10 protein-coding genes and 1 tRNA gene are annotated in these 18679 nt (G+C 72.7%); 6 read left to right on the top strand and 5 right to left on the bottom strand.

The window, feature by feature from the left end:
- Nucleotides 1-3 precede the first annotated feature (3 nt).
- Nucleotides 4-957, top strand: coding sequence for an NAD-dependent epimerase/dehydratase family protein (locus ACFWRT_RS01280; RefSeq protein WP_380948938.1), 954 nt, complete (start codon nucleotides 4-6; stop codon nucleotides 955-957).
- Between the two features lie 88 nt (nucleotides 958-1045).
- Here the strand turns inward: ACFWRT_RS01280 and ACFWRT_RS01275 are convergent, their stop codons facing one another.
- Nucleotides 1046-1774, bottom strand: coding sequence for a sugar phosphate isomerase/epimerase family protein (locus tag ACFWRT_RS01275; protein ID WP_380949013.1), 729 nt, complete (start codon nucleotides 1772-1774; stop codon nucleotides 1046-1048).
- Nucleotides 1775-1953: 179 nt separating this feature from the next.
- Nucleotides 1954-5454 (bottom strand): ThuA domain-containing protein, encoded by a 3501-nt coding sequence (locus ACFWRT_RS01270; protein WP_380948937.1) that lies wholly within the window; start codon nucleotides 5452-5454, stop codon nucleotides 1954-1956.
- Nucleotides 5455-5667: 213 nt separating this feature from the next.
- Between ACFWRT_RS01270 and ACFWRT_RS01265 the strand changes: the two genes are divergently transcribed.
- The gene (locus ACFWRT_RS01265) at nucleotides 5668-6051 is read left to right on the top strand and encodes an MmcQ/YjbR family DNA-binding protein (RefSeq protein ID WP_380948936.1); all 384 of its coding nucleotides are present in this window, start codon (nucleotides 5668-5670) and stop codon (nucleotides 6049-6051) included.
- Between the two features lie 63 nt (nucleotides 6052-6114).
- On the opposite strand, the gene ACFWRT_RS01260 is transcribed toward ACFWRT_RS01265, so the two are convergent.
- Both ACFWRT_RS01260 and ACFWRT_RS01255 read right to left on the bottom strand, forming a co-directional pair.
- Nucleotides 6115-7050: a transketolase family protein gene (locus ACFWRT_RS01260; RefSeq protein ID WP_380948935.1), complete on the bottom strand. Its 936-nt coding sequence runs from the start codon at nucleotides 7048-7050 to the stop codon at nucleotides 6115-6117.
- Nucleotides 7051-7114: 64 nt separating this feature from the next.
- Nucleotides 7115-7843, bottom strand: a complete 729-nt coding sequence (locus ACFWRT_RS01255; RefSeq protein WP_380948934.1) for a transketolase — start codon at nucleotides 7841-7843, stop codon at nucleotides 7115-7117.
- A 126-nt stretch (nucleotides 7844-7969) separates the two neighbouring features.
- Between ACFWRT_RS01255 and ACFWRT_RS01250 the strand changes: the two genes are divergently transcribed.
- A tRNA-Pro gene (locus ACFWRT_RS01250) sits at nucleotides 7970-8043 on the top strand.
- 110 nt (nucleotides 8044-8153) lie between these two features.
- On the opposite strand, the gene ACFWRT_RS01245 is transcribed toward ACFWRT_RS01250, so the two are convergent.
- Complete coding sequence (locus ACFWRT_RS01245) at nucleotides 8154-10742, bottom strand: SpoIIE family protein phosphatase (protein WP_380948933.1); 2589 nt, start codon at nucleotides 10740-10742, stop codon at nucleotides 8154-8156.
- Between the two features lie 355 nt (nucleotides 10743-11097).
- Between ACFWRT_RS01245 and ACFWRT_RS01240 the strand changes: the two genes are divergently transcribed.
- From ACFWRT_RS01240 to ACFWRT_RS01230, 3 genes are read left to right on the top strand one after another with little or no spacing between them, the layout of a single operon-like run.
- On the top strand, nucleotides 11098-11958 hold the full coding sequence (locus ACFWRT_RS01240) for a DUF4132 domain-containing protein (protein WP_380948932.1): 861 nt from the start codon (nucleotides 11098-11100) through the stop codon (nucleotides 11956-11958).
- Entirely contained in the window at nucleotides 11955-17414 is a 5460-nt protein-coding gene (locus tag ACFWRT_RS01235; protein WP_380948931.1) for a hypothetical protein, read from the top strand. The genes ACFWRT_RS01240 and ACFWRT_RS01235 overlap by 4 nt, the downstream gene beginning before the upstream one ends.
- Complete coding sequence (locus ACFWRT_RS01230; protein WP_380948930.1) at nucleotides 17411-18637, top strand: ATP-binding protein; 1227 nt, start codon at nucleotides 17411-17413, stop codon at nucleotides 18635-18637. Before ACFWRT_RS01235 ends, ACFWRT_RS01230 begins: the two co-directional genes overlap by 4 nt.
- Nucleotides 18638-18679 lie beyond the last annotated feature (42 nt).

The raw sequence follows: 18679 nt of genomic DNA, 5'->3' as shown, positions 1-18679 counted from the left end.
ACCATGACCACCGCACCCGCTCTCCACACCGTCCTCGGCTCCGGACCCGCCGGTACGGCCCTGGCCACCGAGCTGGTCCGCCGGGGCCACCCGGTCCGGCTCGTCGACCGGTCGGGCGGCGGCCCGGCGATCGAGGGCGTCGAGCGGTACGCCGCCGATGTCGCGACCCTGGAGGGGGCCCGCGCAGCCGTGACCGGGGCCGCCGTCGTGTACCACTGCGTCAACGTCGGCTATCACCTCCAGGTGGAGGTCATGCCGAAGATCCAGGAGGCCGTCCTCGGCGCGGCCGAGCAGCAGGGCGCCCGGCTCGTCGTCCTGGACACGCTCTACCCGTACGGCGAGACGCACGGCGCGGTGATGACCGAGGACTCCCCGTGGAACGCGACCACCCGCAAGGGCCGTATGCGCGCCGAGCTCGACGCCCGCTACCTCGCCGCCCACCGCGAGGGCAGGCTGTCCGTCGTCCTCGGGCGCTCCGCCGACTTCGTCGGCCCCGGCGTGCTCAACTCCACCCTCGGTGGCGCCGTCTTCCCCGCCGCCCTCACCGGGCAGCCGGTTCCCGCCCTCGGCGACATCGACCTGCCGCACAGCTACACGTACATCGAGGACGTCGCCGCCGGGCTCGCCACCCTCGGCGAGCACCCGGAGGGCGACGGCCGGGTCTGGCACCTGCCCACCGCGCCGGCGCGCACCACCCGCCAGATCCTCGCTCTCGTCGAGGAGCGCACCGGCCGCCCGCTGGAGCTGACCGTGATCCCCGAGCCCCGCCCTTTCGGCCCCTTCGACGAGGCCTTCATGGCGGAGTACGCGGAGATGTTCTACCAGCACACCGAGGCGCAGATCGTCGACTCCTCGGCCATCGAGAAGGCCTTCGGGCTCGCCCCCACCCCGCTGGAGGCAGCCATCGACGCCACCCTCGGGTGGTACGAAGAGCTCCTCGCCGCCTCGCAGCGCTGAACGCGCCCCGGCCCCGGGTGCGGAACCGCACACCCGGGACCGGACGGCACGTACCGCCGCTCAGCGCACCACCGCTCCGTGGCCGCCGTCAGTAGCGCAGCCTCGACAGATACCGATAGCTGGCCCGTGCCGAGGCGAACGGGTCGGCCGGGGCGTCATGCTCCACCAGCCACTGCCGCACCCCGCCCTCCCGCGCGGTGTCGAACATCCCCGGGAAGTCCAGCACCCCCGACCCGACATCCGCGAAGTCCCCGTTCGGTGCCATGTCCTTCACATGGAGCGCCGGGAACCGCCCGGGATGCCGGACGAACAGCTCGCCGGGTGCGGAGGAGCCTCCCTTGGCCGCCCAGTACAGGTCCAGCTCGAACCCGACCAGCTCCGGATCGGTCTCGTCGAGCAGGATGTCGTACAGGCTGACCCCGTCCACCACCTCATGGTCGCCACCGTGGTTGTGGTAGAGCAGCTTCAGTCCTGACTCCCGGGCGGCGCGCCCCGCCCGGTTGAACTGCCGTGCCACTTCCCGGTATCCGGCCGGGGAGTGCAGGGAACCCGGCAGGCTCGGCACCACGATCCACGTGCCGCCAAGAGTGTGGACGTCCTCCAGGGCCTGGGGCAGCCCGGGGCCGGTCACGGTGTCGTAGCCGACGTGCTCCAGGACCGCCTTCAGCCGGACCCGGTCCAGCATCTGCCGTATCGCGGCGGGGGAGTTGCCGTGCCGGCCGCTGACGCCGACCGTGGCGTAACCGATCCCGGCGAGCCGCTCCAGCGTCCCCGCGAAGTCCGCCGCGAGCGGTGCCCGCATCGTGTACAGGTGCATCCCGATCCCGGACGGCGGGATGCGCCGGCAGCCCCGCCGCCCGGCCGCCGAGGCCGGTGCCGCGCCGCCGATGCCCACGGCGGCGGTGACGGCGGCCGTACCGAACGCCGCACTGGCTGCCGTACCGACTGCCATGCCGAGAAAGGCTCTTCGTGTGCTGTTCACGCGTTTCCCGCCTCTCACTTCACGTCGATGCGCACGGCACCGGTGGTGGTGTCGCCCTTGTTGTCGGTGACCGTCAGATGGGCGGTGTAGGCACCCTTGCGGTCGTAGCGGTGGCTCGCCGTCGCACCCTCGGGCCCGGTCGGCTTCACGTTGTCGCCGAAGTCCCAGTGGTACGAGGCGATCGTCCTGCCTTCCGCCGGCTCGACCGTGCTGCTCAGCGCGACGGTCAACGGAGCTGTTCCGGAGGCCGGTACGGCCTGCACCGCCACCTCCGTACCGCCCGCCTTCTCCACGCCCGGCCCGTTGAAGTGCAGCCAGTCGACCGAGAGCAGGTCGGCCTTGCCGTCGCTCCACTCCGGGTTGGTGAAGACGACGTACAGCTTCGTCGTGGAGCCCGGGTCCTTGAGCTCCGTCGTCGGCGAGATGAGCTTGTCCCAGCCGCCGGTGCTCGGAACGGTCACCGAACCGAGCAGCTCGCCCGTCGGGGATCCGGCCCGGAACTCCACCGTGGAGCCGAGCCCGCCCGACGAAGCGCCGACCGTCACGGAGTCGACACCCTTCAGGTTCACCGGGTCGAAGGTGACCCAGTCGCCGTCCTCGATCTCGATGAGCCGCTTCCCGCCGGAGGCGTCCGCCCGACTCCCCACCTCAGCACCGCCGTTGCGGCCACCGGTCGAGATGAAGTGCTCCGCCTCGCGGTAGGAGGTACGCAGGGTCAGCGAGGTGGAGCCGGTGAGCGCGGGGGCGTCCGGTGCGCCCTTGTCCTCGTACTGGGCGGTGATCCCGTAGTAGAGGTTCTGTCCCGGACCGTGACTGTCTCCCGCGTCCGTGACGATCTCACCCGTGCAGCCGGTGTAGTTGTCCAGCGGATGCAGATGGGTGTCATGGCCGAGCTGCGACTGCACCACGACTCGCGAGCAGTCGATCGGACCGCTCTGCCCGTCCTCCTTGTCGGTCACCTCGACCGTGAAGGGGATGGTGTCACCGAAGCTGAACATGCCGCCGTCCAGCGGCTGTTGAATGGTCACATCGGGCCGGGTGTTGCCCACGGTGATGTCCTGCACCGCCAGCGCCGTCAGCTCGTCGGGCCCGGTGACGGTCAGCCGGGCCGTGTGGAGCCCCTTGGCGGTGTACGTGTGCGAGGGGTTGGCCTCGGTCGAATCCGTGGTGCCGTCGCCGTCGAAGTCCCAGGCGTAGGTGACCGGTTGGTCTCCGGGCAGCCCGGAACCCTCGCTGGAGAACTCCACCGTGAGCGGGGCCGGGCCGCTGTCCCGGTCGACGGAGAGCCTGGCATCCGGCAGCCGGCCGTCACCGACGTGGTCGATCCGGTAGATGCCCGCGCCCTCGTTGCTGCCGCCCCGCCCGGTCCCGCTGCCGAGCCCGAAGTCGATGACGTACAGCGCCCCGTCCGGACCGAAGTCCGCGTCGAAGGGCTGGTTCCACTCCATGTCCTCGAAGATGCCGTTGATGGAGTGGAGGTCACCCTCCTTCACCGGGTCGAAGCGCGGATCGGTGAAGGTCTGGTCCTCGCTCTGGAACGAGAAAGTCTTGAACCACCGTCGGGTCAACTCGTAGTTGAACGCCTTGCCTTCGAAGTACGCGGGGAACTTCGTCCGGTAGGTGTTGTCCGGGTCGTAGTCGTAGACCGGACCGCCCATCGGGCCACCGCCCCCGGTGCCCAGCTCCGGGAACTCGGCCGACGCGGAGTACGCGTACCAGACCGTGGCGGGCTGGGCGGGCGGCAGCTCGCGCAGCCCGGTGTTGTTCGGCGAGTCGTTGACCAGGGCCGCGCAGTCGAACTTCGGGCCGGACTTCTTCGCCGCGAAGTCGTAGTCGTTGAACGGGGTGTTGTTCCCGACGCAGTACGGCCACCCGAAGTTCCCCGCCTCGGTGATACGGGTGTACTCGACGGTCCCCTCGGGCCCCCGGTCCGCCACCGCCTGCCGCGCGTCGGGACCGTAGTCCGCGACCATCAGCGCCCCGCTGATCGGATCGGTGGTGATCCGGAACGGGTTGCGCATGCCCATCGCGTAGATCTCCGCGCGCGTCTTCGCCGTGCCGGGCGCGAACAGGTTCCCCTCCGGGACGGTGTACGTCCCGTCGTCCTGCGGGGTGATCCGCAGGATCTTGCCGCGCAGGTCGTTGGTGTTGCCCGCGGTCATCTGCGCGTCCCAGGCACGCCGACCCTCGCCCTCGTCGATGGGCGTGAAGCCGTCCGAGGCGAACGGGTCGGTGTTGTCGCCGGTCGCCGCGTACAGGTTGCCGTCCTTGTCGAAGGCGAGCGAACCGGCCATGTGCGAGTTGGCCCGGCCCTCGCCGCGCAGCGTCGGAACGGTCAGCAGCCGTTTCTCGGACGTCGGATCGACGGTGTTGCCGTCCACGGTGAAGCGCGAGAGGTTCAACCGCTTCTCGACCTTGTCGGAGTGGAGCAGATAGAGCCAGTTGTTCTCCGCGAACCCGGGGTCCAGGGTCAGCCCCAGCAGCCCGTCGGACTGACTGGTCATCTCCGGTGTGTACGCGAGGTCCAGCGCGGTCGAGACCTTCATCGTCTCCTGGTCGATCACCTTCAGCTTCCCGGTCCGCTGGGCGAAGAAGACCCGCCGGTCGGGGGCGATCGCCAGCTCGAACGGGTCGGCCAGGTCGCTCGTCGCGAGCGCCGTACGCTGGAAGGAACCGGTGCGCGTCGCGGTGCAGTCGCCCTCCGCCGCACCCGCCGCCCACTGGATGCCGCCGAGCAGATGCTGGACGAAGGCCTCTTCCTGGAACGACGCCTTGTCGTGCCCGCCGGCGGTGAACCAGGAGCGCCCGCCGTCGTAGTTCTGGCACCAGGAGAACGGGTGGTCCACGCCCTCGTCGAGGCCGGTGACCCCGTCGCGCACCTTGATCTGGGCGAGCGTGTGCACCTTGGAGGTCGGGTTGGAGCGCCAGTTGTACCACTCCTCCGTCCGCTCCCAGAGGTCCGGCAGATGCTCCGTGGAGGGGTGGGCGCGGTCCAGCACCTTGACGCGGCCCGTCTGCACCTCGGGGTGCTGGTCGAAGATCGCGCCGACCAGACCCTCGTACCAGTCCCAGTCCCGCTCACTGGCGGACGCGGCGTGCACGCCCACCCAGCCGCCGCCCGCGCGGATGAACCGCTGGAGCGCGGCCCGTTCGTCGGCGGTCAGCAAGTCGCCTTTCTCCGGGGTGGAGTTGGTGTTGTTGAAGACGACGGCCTGGAAGCGGCCGAGATCGGCGTCGTTGAAGACGGCGGAGTCCTCAGTGGCCTCCACCTCGAAGTCGTGCTCGGCCCCGAGCTTCTTCACCGCCTCGATCCCGGCCGGAATGGAGTCATGGGTGAAGTTGGTGACCTCGGAGTAGACGAGCACCCGGTACGGGGCCGCCGCCTGCGCCGCGGGCGGCGCGGCCACCAGCAGGGCGAGGACCAGCGCCAGGAGGGAGGTGACGGCGATGAAGGGGGATGGGGCGCCGGGGGAACGGCCGACGCGGCCGGCCCGGCGTGACGAACGGCGTTTCATGGGGCGCTCCCTGTGCGGTAGATGCCGGCTGTGGGGTGTAGAAAGCGCTTTCTGAAGTACGCCGTTCAGGGTAGGTTCACCGCTCCGACGGGGTCAATGGGTCTGCGGGGCGCGCCGGTCCGGGTGCGACGCCGGTTTCCGCCGGGGGTGGATGTCGGTCCCGGGCGTTACGGTCGAATCCTGGGCAACGTCCGCCGTCGGGGGGATCGGAACATGACCGCCAGGAGCGACGCCACCGTCACGGCCGCCGATGTCCGCTCGGCCGCGCTGTCCCTGCCCGACACCACCGAGAAGCTCGCGTGGGGGCAGCCCACCTTCCGGGTGGCGGGCAAGATCTTCGCCTCGCTGGGCGACGACGACACGGCGATGGGGGTGAAGTGCCCCAAGGAGGACCGCGTGGAGCTGAGCGCCACCGAGCCGGGGAAGTTCTTCCTGAAGGAGGGGCACGACGACCACTACGCCTGGCTGCGGGTCCGGCTGGCCGCACTCGAGGACGCGGGGGAGCTCGCCGCCATCCTCGCCGACGCCTGGCGGCAGGTCGCCCCGCGCCGGCTGCTGGCGGCGCACCCGGAGCTGGAGGGGCCGGGGGAGGAGTGAGGGGAGGGGCCGGGAGACGGCTGAGGGGAGGGGCGGGTTCCGCCGCCCCTCCGGTGCCTGCGCTCAGCCCCGCAGGAACCCGGTGATCCGCTCCCGCAGCCCCCGCGCGTCCAGTCCGTGCGCGGCCAGATGCTCCTCCATCTGCCCGTACCGGCGCAGCTCGGCGCGCCCCACCCCCAGCCCGAGGACCCGGTGGGGCAGCTCCATGAGCGCCTCGTTCGCCGCGGCCGTGGAGGTGCCCGCCAGATAGGGCTCCACGATCACCACATCGGCGCTCGGGACCGCACCCGCATCGGTCCGGACCCCCGCCCCCACGGCGCGGCGCAGGCCCGCCGCGTCGAACGGCCGCACGGTGGTCGCGTACAGGACACCCACGTCCAGCCCTTCGGTCGCCGCGAGGACGTTGTCGAGCATCGGGCCGACCGCCACGACGGTCCCGCCCCGCCCCTCGCGCACCACGGAGAATCCGCCTGAGCCGGTGGAGCGGCCCACGGGCCGCGCCTCCTGGTTGGCCTGGAGCGATAGGCGTACGTACACGCGGTCGTCGCCGTCCACCGCTTCCCGCAGCAGCGCCTCGGCCTCGTCGGGGTGGCCCGGCACCTGGACCGTCCAGCCGTCCAACGTGTCCAGCAGCGCCACATCGCCCGGCGCCATATGGGTGAAGCCCCCGGCGGGCCAGTCGTACGAGCCTCCGGCGCTGACCAGGATCCCGCCCACCCCCTGGTGCCCGAAGTCCAGCTTGACCTGCTCGAACGGCCGCTCCACCAGGAAGCTGGCGAAGGTGTGCACGATGGGCCGCATCCCGGTCAGCGCCATCCCCGCTCCGGCTCCGATCAGCAGTTGCTCCCTGATCCCGACGTTGATCACTCGGTCCGGGTGGGCCCGCCGGGCCGGGGCGAAGCCGTCGGCGCTGATGTCGGCGAGCACGACGGCCAGCCGTGGCTCCTCGGCCAGGAGCTGCGAGGTGATGGCGATGAAGCGGTCACGCATGGTGTCCATGAAAGGGGTCCTCCTGAATCCGCCGGTGATGGACCGGCCTGAGCTGCGTTGACGGATGGCGGGGTCAGCCCTTGGGCTCGACCCGGGCGACCACGGCCCGGGGGCGGCCGGGGTGGGGTGCGGTGAAGGCCGCGTACAGGGCCTCGTGGTCGCGGCCGTCCACCGTCGCCGCCGACCATCCCGCCGCCTCGAACCGGGAGGCGATTCCGCCGGGCCAGCCGTGGGTGGCGGAGGCGTTGTCGATCACCAGCGTGTGGAGCTGGTCGAGCCCGGCCGGTCCCGCGTGGGCGATGGCCTCGTGGTTGCTGCCCTCGTCCAGCTCGGCGTCGCCGACCAGCACCCAGACCCGGGGGTCGGTGAGCCCCTGGGCCCGCAGCCCGAGGACGGTCCCGACGGCCAGCGGCAGACCGTGCCCCAACGACCCGCTGCCGATCTCCGCGCCCGGGACGAGCAGCCGGTCCGGGTGGTGGCCGAGTGGCGAGTCGTACGTGCCGAAGCCGCGCAGCAGCTCCTCGTCGAAGAACCCGTGAGCTGCCAGGACGGCGTAGTACGCCATGGGCCCGTGCCCCTTGGAGAGGAGGAAGCGGTCGCGCCCGGGATCGTCGACGGTGGCGGGCGTCACGCGGAGCACCCTGTTGTAGAGCACCCACAGGGCGTCCGTCGTGGAGTGCGCGGCGCGGGCGTGCTTCTCGGCCCCGGTCATGAGGGTGATCAGGCGGTTGACGTCGGGGACGTCGGGGGAGCCGGGGGAGTCGTGGAGTGCGGGTGCGGGTGCGGCGGTCGTGTTCGTCATGACACCGAGCGTTCACCCTCAACCAAAGTTGAGGTCAAGCGGGAAACGGGTTCGTGACCACCGGCTTGAGTGCGGTATTGTTCTCATGCGCGTTCGGCCAGGGGAAACCCCAGGTCAGACGGGCACCGGGACGTGGCGCAGCTTGGTAGCGCACTTGACTGGGGGTCAAGGGGTCGCAGGTTCAAATCCTGTCGTCCCGACCGTGCGGAAACGCAGGTCGGAGGCCGTTCTCTCATCCGTGAGAGGGCGGCCTTTCGTTTGTCCTGGGTGGTGGTCCCCATTTGCTGACGGCCGGAAGAGGCCACGCACCCTAGGGGAGGGTCCGGCTGTCGGCGGGCAGGACCTGTTCGGCCCAGATGACCTTGCCTTCCGGTGTGTACCGAGTGCCCCAGTGCTCGCTGATCTGTGCCACCAGGAACAGTCCGCGGCCTCCCTCGTCCGTGCCGGCCGCGTACCGCAGGTGCGGGGCGGTACTGCTGCTGTCCCACACCTCGCAGGTCAAGGTGCGATCACGCAGAAGCCGCAGGTGAACCGGTGCCGCGCCGTACCGTATGGCGTTGGTGATGAGCTCGCTGAGGATCAGTTCCGTGCTGAAGACGAGTTCCTCCAGACCCCACTCTTCGAGCTGCGCGGCCGCGCGGCCGCGCATGGCGCCGACCTCGCTCGGGTCGAACGGAACGTCCCACTCGGCGACCTGGCCGGTCCCCAGGGTGCGTGTCCGGGCGATGAGCAGCGCGATGTCGTCGGACGGCTGACTGGGGAGCAGGGCGTCGAGTACGGCGCGGCGGCTGGCGTCCGGGTCCCGGCCGGGGTGGCTCAGTGCCGTGCGCAGCTTCTCCAGGCCCTCCGCGATGTCCCGGCTCCGCTCCTCGACCAGCCCGTCGGTGTACAGGACGAGCTGGCTGCCCTCTGCCAGGCGCAGTTCCATGGTCTCGAACGGCATGCCTCCCAGCCCCAGCGGGGGGCCGGCCGGCAGCTCCGAGATCGTCGTCGTGCCGTCCGGGGCGACCACGAGCGGTGGCATGTGTCCGGCCCGCGCCATGGTGCAGTTCCGGGAGACCGGGTCGTAGACGGCATACAGGCAGGTCGCGCCCAGGACGCCGCCGTCGGGGGCGGCGCTGTCGCTTTCCTGGTCCATGCGCTGGACGAGGTCGTCGAGACGGGCGAGGAGTTCGTCGGGCGGCAGGTCCAGGGAGGAGAAGTTGTGCACGGCCGTGCGCAGCCGCCCCATGGTGGCGGCGGCGTGCAGGCCGTGCCCGACGACGTCCCCGACGACGAGCCCGACGCGGCTTCCCGGCAGCGGGATCACGTCGAACCAGTCCCCGCCCACGCCGGACTGGGCGGGCTGGTAGAAGTGCGCGACATCCACGGCACTCTGCTCGGGCAGGTCCCGTGGCAGCAGGCTGCGCTGGAGCGTCACGGCGAGATGGTGTTCGCGCGTGTAGCGGCGGGCGTTGTCCATGGCGACCGCGGCGCGGCCGACGAGCTCCTCCGCCAAGGACAGGTCGTCCTCGTCGAACGGTTCCGGCTTCTGCCACCGCCAGAAGTTGACCACCCCCAGCACGACGCCCCTGGCCTTCAGCGGAGCGGCGATGAGCGAATGGATCCCGTAGGCGACGATCGCCGATGTCCGGCCCGGGTCCTGGGCGTGCCAGCCTGGCGCGTCACGCAGATCCGGTACGAGTTCGACCGCGCCCGTGCCGTAACCGCGGGCCTGCGGCGTGGACGGCAGGAAGTCGATCAGAGCGCCGAGGGGGTACAGCGGGTGATCGGAACGGATGCCGTTGACCGCCGTGCGCCGCATGTCGGCGCCCGGGCCGGGCTCGTCGCCGTGCAGCACGGGGTCGGCCAGGTCGACCGTCACGAAGTCCGCGAACCGGGGGACGGCGACGTCGGCCAGCTCCTCCGCGGTCCGCACCACGTCGAGCGTGGTGCCGACGTCGCCCCCGGCGTCGTACAGCAGTTTGAGCCGTTTCCGGGCCGTTTCCGCCCGGCTGCTCAGGAGCCGCATTTCGGTGGAGTCGCGGATGGTCACCGCCGAGCCCTGCGGGCGGCCCCCGGGGTGGGTGGGCCGCTGATTGACGACGAGCAGCCGGTCCCCGGCCTCCAGCACCTCGTCCGTGGCGATCCGGCCGGACAGCAGCAGGTCCGCCATCCGGCGGTCCATGCCGACCTCGTCGACGGGACGCCCCTCGGCGTCGTCCGGCAGGTCGAGCAGTCTTCCGGCCTCGTCGTTCGCCAGGAGCAGTCGTCCTTCGCCGTCGGTGATCAGCACCCCCTCGCGGACGGCGTGGAGCACCGCGTCGTGGTGCTCGTACATGCGGGTCATCTCCTGCGTGCCGAGCCCGTGGGTCTGGCGGCGGAGTCTTCGGCTGACCAGCGCCGAGCCGACGGTGGCCAGCGCCAGGCCGCCGGCGATGGACAGGAGGATGACCGGAAGCTGTTCGTCGGCGATGCCGGTCACGCTCTTCACCGTCAGACCCGCCGAGACGAGGGCGATGACATCGCCGTCGGACGAGGTGACCGGCACGATCGCCTGGATCTCCTTGCCGAGCGGGCCCCGCACACTCTCGGTGTGGACTCGGCCGGCGAGTGAGGGCTCGATCGTGCCGACGAACCGCTCGCCGATGCGATCGGGCTGAGGGTGGCTGTAGCGGATGCCCTGGGTGTCCATCACCACGATGAAGTCCATCCCGGCGGCCTTGCGCGTCTCTTCGGCGAGAGGCTGCAGAACCAGGGACGGGTCCGGCGTCCTCAGCGCTTCCTGTAGGCCCAGGGACTTCGCGAAGGTCTGCGCCACGGAGACGGACCGGTTGCGCGCCTCTCGGTCGATGTCGTGCCGTGACTGCAACACCAGGGCCAGGAAGGCCCCGGCGGCGAGCAGCACCACGATCGCCACCTGAAGGACGAATACCTGCCCGGCGACGCTTCCGGATCTTCTGCCTGGGCTCAACCGCACCGGCACGCCGGGTATGAGAGACAGGAGGGGCTCACCACCCCAGTTGTAGCACCTCCCCGCGGCCAGGTCTTCCGGTGCTCACCGTACGTATCGGTGCCGCCTCGCAGGGTCTTCGCTCCCGAGGGCTGCGTCCTTGCGCGTGCTCCGGTCGCACATCAAAGCGGACGGTGGCCGGCCGCATTGTCAGTGGCGGCGCCTAGAGTCTCTTCCACTCGTCACGGTGCGTTGCCGTCGTCGGGTCTCATCAGCGTGCCGCCGCTCGGCGGTGGCGTACGGAACACGGGGAGAACAGCGCATGGGGTGGGTACCGGCGGGCGACTACGAAGTCGCCCTGGAGGCAGGCAAGGTGGTCTGCCGCAACGGGAAGGGCCGGCGGCTCAAGTCCGTACCGGCCAAGCTGAAGGAGGACCCGGCGGTCGTCGGGCTCCGGCAGCTGACCGAGTGGCTGGAGCGGCACGAGGACCGGTGCCTGACCGACGTCGAGCAGTGGATGGTGCGTTCCCTGCCCGTCCCCACCTCCGTCCTCGCCCAGGTCTGGCCCGACCCGGCGTGGCAGGCGGCCCTGCGGGACGTGGTGGTCACCGCACCGGACGGCGGAGTCGCCGGGTTCCTGCGCGATGTCGACCCCGACCGCGGCCTCGGCCTCGTCGACCTGGACGGCGACACGGTGCGCATCACCCCGGACGTCGTGAGCCTGCCGCACCCCGTCCTCCTCGACGACCTGGACGACCTGCGGGAGTTCGCGGTCGAACTGGGGGTGAGCCAGCGGGTGGAGCAGCTCTTCCGCGAGGTGTGGCGCCGCCCGCCGGGCCTCGCCCCGGACACCGTCTCCGTGGACACCTACTCCGGCGGCGTCTTCAAGGAGCTGCGGTTCCTGCACGGCCGCGTCACCCAGCTCGGCTACCGGTCGCGCGGCGGATACGCGGTCTGCCCGGTCGTCGAGGACGGTGCCACCGTCGAGGCGCGCATCTGGATCGGTGAGCACGACGGCTACGACGCGTACGGCACCGAGACGGGCCCCCTGGGCTGGACCGACCCTTCGGGGCGCGCGCTGACGGCCGCCGAGGTCGGCCCCGTCGCGTGGTCCGAGGGCATGCGCATGGCGGCGGCGCTCTACGCCGGTCGCGACGTGGAGGACGAGGAGCGGGCGGCATGAGCACCACGACGACGAACACCGAAGCGAGCACCGACGTGAGCACCGAAGCGAACAGCGACGTGAGCACCGAAGCGAGCACCGAAGCGAGCACCGAAGCGAGCAGCAACGTGAGCACCGACGTTGAGACCGATACGGCGGTGGGCGCGGCGGCACTCCCCGTCCAGGCCCGTGGCCGTGCCACCACAACCCCCGCCGCCGAGGCCCGCGCAGCCGCCCTGCTGGACGCGGGCGCCGTCCTCCCCGCCGGCACCACCGGCCGGGACGACGCCGACGCGCTCACCGCCCGCACGTACACACACACCGCACTCGGCGACCGCCCCGTCGTCCGCCTCGTGCCCGGCACCCTCGGCGAAGCCGAGGACCTGGCACTGGAGTTCCTCGGGCTGGCCCGGACCGCCGATGCCCCCGTCGTGGGCCAGGTCCGCCGCGAGACGCTGGGCTTCCCCGCCTGGGCGCTGGTCAACGACCCGGCCAACGGGCACCACGCCCTGGCGTTGGTCAAGGACATCGAGCGGCTGGGCCGGCAGGCCAGGACCCGCGCCGGTGCCGCGAAGGAGGGCTTCGACGACCTCGGCACCCGACTCGGCCGGGCCGTCCCGCACTTCCTCCCCACCTACTACGAGCAGGTCGCCCGCCTCTTCCTCCAGGCGGAGAACACCACCTACGCGGCCTCCTTCTTCGGCAAGGCCCGCGAGGCCGAGCGGGTCCACGGCCTCGTCGTGGACGAGGACCGGCAGCGGGCCGTCTTCCTGGAGTTCGCCTTCGCCGGCGCACTGACCGTCAAGGCGCTGCGGCAGTACGTGCGGGACCTGGTGGCCCGGCTCGCCCCGGCGGACGCCTGGGCGCAGTTCCGCCGTCTGCTGGTCGAGCGCTGCGCCGCGGGCATGCCGCCCTACGCGGCGCTGCCTCAGGACGTGCGGGCCCTGGTCAAGGCCGCCGGGCTGGACCGCGGGAGCGCCGAACGCGACCTGGTGGCCGACCTGATCGGCTCCCCGGGTGTGGTCCGCGCCCCCGCCTCGTTCTGGACGGCCTACCGCGACGCCGTCGTCGCCCTCGCCCACCGGGACCCGGCCGTGCGCGCCCGGCTCCTCGGCTTCTTCCCGGAGACCTTCACCGAGAACGGCGGCCGGGACCGGGACGCCGAGCGGGGCTGGCTCGCGCTGCTCGCCGAGTCGGGCGCCGAGAAGCTGCTGACCACCCTCCCCGACGACCCCGGTACCTTCGATACCCTCAGCGCTTCCGGCGCCTCCGGTGAGGATGCCCCGTCCGTCTCCCCGGCGGACTGGCTCGCCCGCTGGGAGGCGCACCGCCGACGCTCCTCGGCCACCGCCGACCGCAGCCCGGAGACCCTCGCCCTGGTCACCCGCGCGGCGGACCGGCTGCGCGCCGACGGACGGCCTGTCGAGCTTTTCCAGGGCCGCTGGCAGCGCACCGCCGACCTGGACATCCTCGACCTCTGCCTGGCCTCCGGCATACCCGTCGCCGAGCCGGACGACGAGGACCCGGGCACCCGGCAGGCCCCGGGCTTCGCCCTCAGCCGCTGGCTGACCGACACCGCGCCCGACGCCCGGGACCTCGCCGCCCTCGCCGCACGCCCCGCCTTCCGCGCCCTGCTGAGCCGCACCGTCGGCGAGCTCGGTGGCGGACGCGGCCAGCGGCTGAGCGACGCAGGCATGGCGAAGCTCGCCGCACACCCGGTGCTCTCCGGTGTCCTGCGCGAGTGGCTGACCGCCCGCGCCGAGGAGTACACGGCCGCCCGGGGACTCCCCGGAATGCAGTCCGCCCTCAACAAGCTCTCGGGATTCCGCGCCGTGGTCGCCGAGGTCGCCCCCGAGGCGGTGCGGCTCCTCAAGGCCCACGACGTGGTTCCCCTGCTCGCCGCCACCTTGCGCACCGGCGTCCTCGACGAGCTGGGCTGGCCCGCGCTGGACGAGACGTACGCCGAGCTCGCCGCGGAAGCGGCCGCGGCCTCCGCACGCAACCGCCACCACCGCTCGGAGCGCGTCGGCGTCACCGGCGCCTGGCCCGCGCTGATCCTGAACACCCTCGACCGCGCCGTCGTCGTCGGCCCCGAGGGCGTCCTGCTGCGGCACACCCTGCGGCTGCCCGCCACCGTCGACCACTGGCGGACCCTCGCCTTCCGTTACGTCGACGCCGAGTTGCTGGTCATCTGGTGGGAGGACGGCAAGCAGCGCGGCTACTGGTCGCACCGCCCCGCCGAGGTGTTCACCGTCGGCGGCGAACAGATCCCCCGCTGGGGCGGCTCCGGCGCCTTGGACGAAGTCTGCCTGCCGCTGCCCGGCGGCGGCCGCGCCACCGGCGGCAAGGCCCTGCACGCGGGCGACACCTCCCTCCCGCCGCAGCGCGCCGTCATCTCCGACGGCACCGGCCTCTGGCGCGACGGACACCAGAACCGGCAGCGCGTATGGCTGGAGTACGACCCCGCCACCGGTACGCACGGCCGTGCGTCCCTGCCCGCCTTCCTCCGCTCCGGAGTCCAGGACGGCACCCGGCTGCTCACCGAGCACTGCCAGGTGATGCCCCTCCAGCCCGGCCTGGAGACCACTCCGTTCGGCACGGACGGTACGGTCCTGGGCCGCTGGGTCCGCCGTACGGTCACCGAACCCGGCACCGCCGCCCCTGCGGACGGCCACCGGATCGTGGCCGGCACGCCCGACGGCCGCACGGCGGCCCTGCCGTACCCGCTGTGCGACGCCGACTGCGCCCCGGTGCCCCTCGGCGCGCTCGCCCTGCCCGGCGGATCGCGGCCGGTCGTGGCCCTGCACCACCGCTCCGTCGAAGCGCACCCGGCGGACACCGACGGCACCGGCGGCATCCTGTGGTCCGTCACCCCGGACTCCTCCGGCGACAACGACGCGGCGGGCACCCCCTATGTGCCGCCCGTCGCCTACTGGCACGCCCTGCGCCCGAGGGACGAGCGCGGCTCCGCGGCCCTGCGGGCCATGACCGACTCCCGGGCGGAGGAGCTGATCAAGGAGGTCGCCGCCGCGGTCACCCGGCACCTGGAGGCGTTCCGGGCCGTCGAGGAGTACACCGGCCCCTCGTCGCACGAGCTGAGCCAGGAGGCCCTCGCCCGGGTCCTGCCCGAGGTGTCCGACGTACGGCTCCTCGCCGGAGTGACCGCCCTCGTCCGCAACGCGGTGGACCGGGCCGTCGCGGCCGTCCGGTACCTGGACCCGCCCGAGCCCGCCCAGCCGGCCACCCCCAGGAACACCGCGCGCACCCAGGGCATGTTCTTCGACCACACCCCCGAGCACGCCGACGACAGGAGCCTGCGGGACGCCACCGCCTTCGGCTCCGACCGCATCTACGGCGGCTGGTGGGGAGGCGGCAACCGGTGGACCACCATCCGGCAGATCCTCGCCGTCAACCATGTCCTCGGCGGTGAACCGGCGTTCGGCCCACCCGTTCCGTCCAAGGTCCCCTTCCCGCCCGTCGACGGCTGGCAGCGCGACGAGTACACCGTGCCCGGCGGCTCCCTGTCCTGGACCTCCCTCCTCGACAAGCTGCCCGAACTCGCCTACCGGGCCGCCTCACCGGCCGTCTCTCCCGAGCACCGCGCCGGCCTCCTGGCGCTGCTGGGCGCTCTTGCCGACGGCCCGCTGGCCGATCCGGCGGGCACGATCCGGCAGGTGGAGCTCGTCGAGCCGTACAGCGGCACGCCCGGCCAAGGGAGCCGCGAGGCCGTGCACCGCCTCGGCCAGGTGCTGCGCAAGGGCGCCCGTACGGTGGTGGTCATCGCCGAGCGCGGCCGCAACACCCACAACGAGGCGGCGCACTGGCTGGCCCTGGACCACGACCCGACCGGCGCCTTCGGACCCGTACCCGGCTTCACCCTGGACCGTGAGAGCGTCCACCGGCAGGGCATCGACCGCGACCGGCTGACCCGGCTCATCGCCCTGGTGCGGGACCAAGGCCCCGCGCCTTGGCGCCCGGAGGCCGCCGAGGCGTTCCACACGGCCACCGGGATCGGACCGCTCCAGGCCGTCGCCCTGCTGTCGGCCGCCGTGGAGGAGCCCGGCGCCGAGGCGCTCGCCCTGCTCGGCGCGAAGCCCCGGACGTTCGAGGCGGCCCAGGCCAGGCTGGACGCCCTGCCGGGCGACGACCGCCGCGAGCTGGTCCGTGCGCTGCTGCCCACGGACCCGGCCGAGTTGTGGACCACGGGCCCGGACGTCCGGGCCGCCGCCGAGGTCTGGCGGGAGCGTCTGGCCTCCCTCGTCCGCGTCCCCGAGGAGCTGGACCTCGACCTGTCGGGCACCAACGCCGGCTCCGTCGACCTGGTCCTCAACGCGGGCTCCCGGAGCTGGCTCAGCCACGGCGTCGACGTTCCCGACGGGACCGGCCGCCCGGGCCTGCGCCGGGTCGTCGCACGCGGTGCGGTCACCTCCGCCCTCACCGCGCTGCGCACCCTCGCGTACACCCTGCCGTACGGGCATGCCCTGCGGGCCCACCTGCCCACCGGGCTCGCTGCCCTGCGCGACCGTCTGGCCGACCCGGGCCTGGTGCTGGACCTCGGCCTGAACTGGACGGAGTCGGGCCAGCAGATCGGCGCTCCGATCCGCGCCGCTCTGGGGCTCTCCGAGTCCGGCGGGGCGGACGCCGACGGACTGGTCCGGGCCGGTACGGCGCTGCTCCTCGCGCCCGGCCACGGCAACAACGAGACGCTGCTGATCCGCCCGGCCGGTCTGACAGGCCCGGACGACCCGGCCTTCGGTCTCATCGAGGGCACGGTGGCCGCGCACACCACCGGCGACCTCCTCGCCCTGCGCACCCTGCTCGGCGAGGAGACCGGGGAGCTGGTCTCGGCAGGGCTGCCCGAGGGGACTGTGGGCTCCGACGGCTCTTCGGCCTCCGACGGCTCTACGGCCTCCGACGGCTCTTCGGGCTCCGACGGCTCTACGGCCTCCGACGGCTCTTCGGGCTCCGACGGCTCTACGGCCTCTGACGGTTCTACGGGCTCCGACGGCTCCCCGCACCACCCGGCGCAGGACCCGACCCGCGCGGTGCCGGAGCTGGTGGCGGAGGCCGCCGAGACCCTCGGCCTGAGCGCGGACGCCGCCGCCCTGTACCTGATGCTGCTCACCCTGCCCGACCCGACGGACCGCAACTGCGTCCGCTGGACGGAGTGGAAGCCGGCCCGCGTCAAGAAGGCCCGGGCGGAACTCGCCGCCACCGACCTCGTCCTGGAGGCGAAGCGCTCCCGCGCCGGCCGCACCCTGTTCCTGCCCTGCGGCTGGATGGAGCGCAGCGCCCCCGCGCTGCCGCTGGAGACCTGGAAGGAAGGCCTGTACCCGGTGGCAGGCGGCGTCCGCACCGTGCCCCACCTCCCCGTGCCCGCGCTGTTCGCAGCCGCCTGGGCGCGGGTCCGCGGCGGCGATGCCCCCGCCTTCGAAGAACTGCAGACCCGCGCACCCCGGAAGGGCCGCCGCCGATGACGAACTCCACCACCACCAGCTCGATGGACAGCACCACCGCGGCCGGCGTCCCGGACCAGGCGGTGGCGCCCGGCCGCGAGCACCGCCAGGTGACCCCGCCCGAGGACCGGTACGCCACCGAACTGGCCTTCCTCGCCGCCCACGACGCCGGCCCCCGCCCGCCCGGCTGGCGGCTCACCCCACGCGCCGTCGTCACCTTCGTGACGGGCAGCGCGGGGGAGGCACTGGGCCTGCCGAAGGGCGCCCGGCCCAGCGCCGGGGTGCCGCCCCGCCTGGTGATCGAGCAGAAGTTCGTCGGTGAACGCGCCCTGGTCGAACGGTGCGTGGTCACCCTCGCCGGCGAGCGCGGCCTCCTCCTCGTGGGCGAGCCCGGCACCGCCAAGTCGATGCTCTCCGAGCTGCTGTCGGCGGCCGTCTGCGGCACCAGCGCACTCACCGTGCAGGGCACCGCGGGCACCACCGAGGACCAGCTCAAGTACGGCTGGAACTACGCGCTGCTGCTCGCCCAAGGTCCCACCGAGCAGGCGCTGGTGCCCTCCCCGGTGCTCACCGCCATGACCCGGGGTGCGGTCGCCCGCGTCGAGGAGGTCACCCGCTGTCTGCCCGAGGTCCAGGACGCCCTGGTGTCCCTGCTGTCCGAGCGCCGGATCGCGGTCCCCGAACTCGCGGGCAGCGAGGCCGCCCAGGTGCACGCGGCCCCCGGCTTCGCCCTCATCGCCACCGCCAACCTGCGGGACAGGGGCGTCTCCGAGATGTCCGCCGCGCTGAAGCGGCGCTTCAACTTCGAGACGGTCGGCCCGATCGGGGACGTGGACGCCGAGACCGCGCTCGTCCGCAGCCAGTCGCGCGCCGCGGTGGAACGGGCGGGAGCCGCCTACCAGGTGGACGACGCGGTCCTCGAAGCGCTGGTCACCGCCTTCCGGGACTTGCGCGAGGGCCGCTCCGCAGAGGGGTGGGAGGTCGAGCGCCCCTCCACGGTGATGAGCGCGGCGGAGGCCGTCTCCGTCGCCGGCTCCCTCGGCCTGGCCGCCGCCTACTTCCCGGGCGACCGGGATGTGCTCTCCCTCCTGCCCGGCCATCTGCTCGGCGTCGTCCGCAAGGACGACCCGGCCGACGCGGCACGCCTGCTGGGGTACTGGGACGGCCCGGTGCGCAGGCGCGCCGAGCAGGGGTCGGCCACCTGGCGTGCCCTGTGGGATCTGCGCGCGGTGCTGGAGAGCTGACGGATGAGCCAGTCGACGACCCCCGAGACGTGGGCGGGTGCC

It is taken from the genome of Streptomyces cyaneofuscatus, from assembly GCF_042718795.1.
Classification (GTDB): Bacteria; Actinomycetota; Actinomycetes; order Streptomycetales; family Streptomycetaceae; genus Streptomyces; species Streptomyces cyaneofuscatus_A.
Note: the sequence above shows the minus strand (reverse complement) of the source record. Positions and strands in the feature narration are given on the sequence as shown.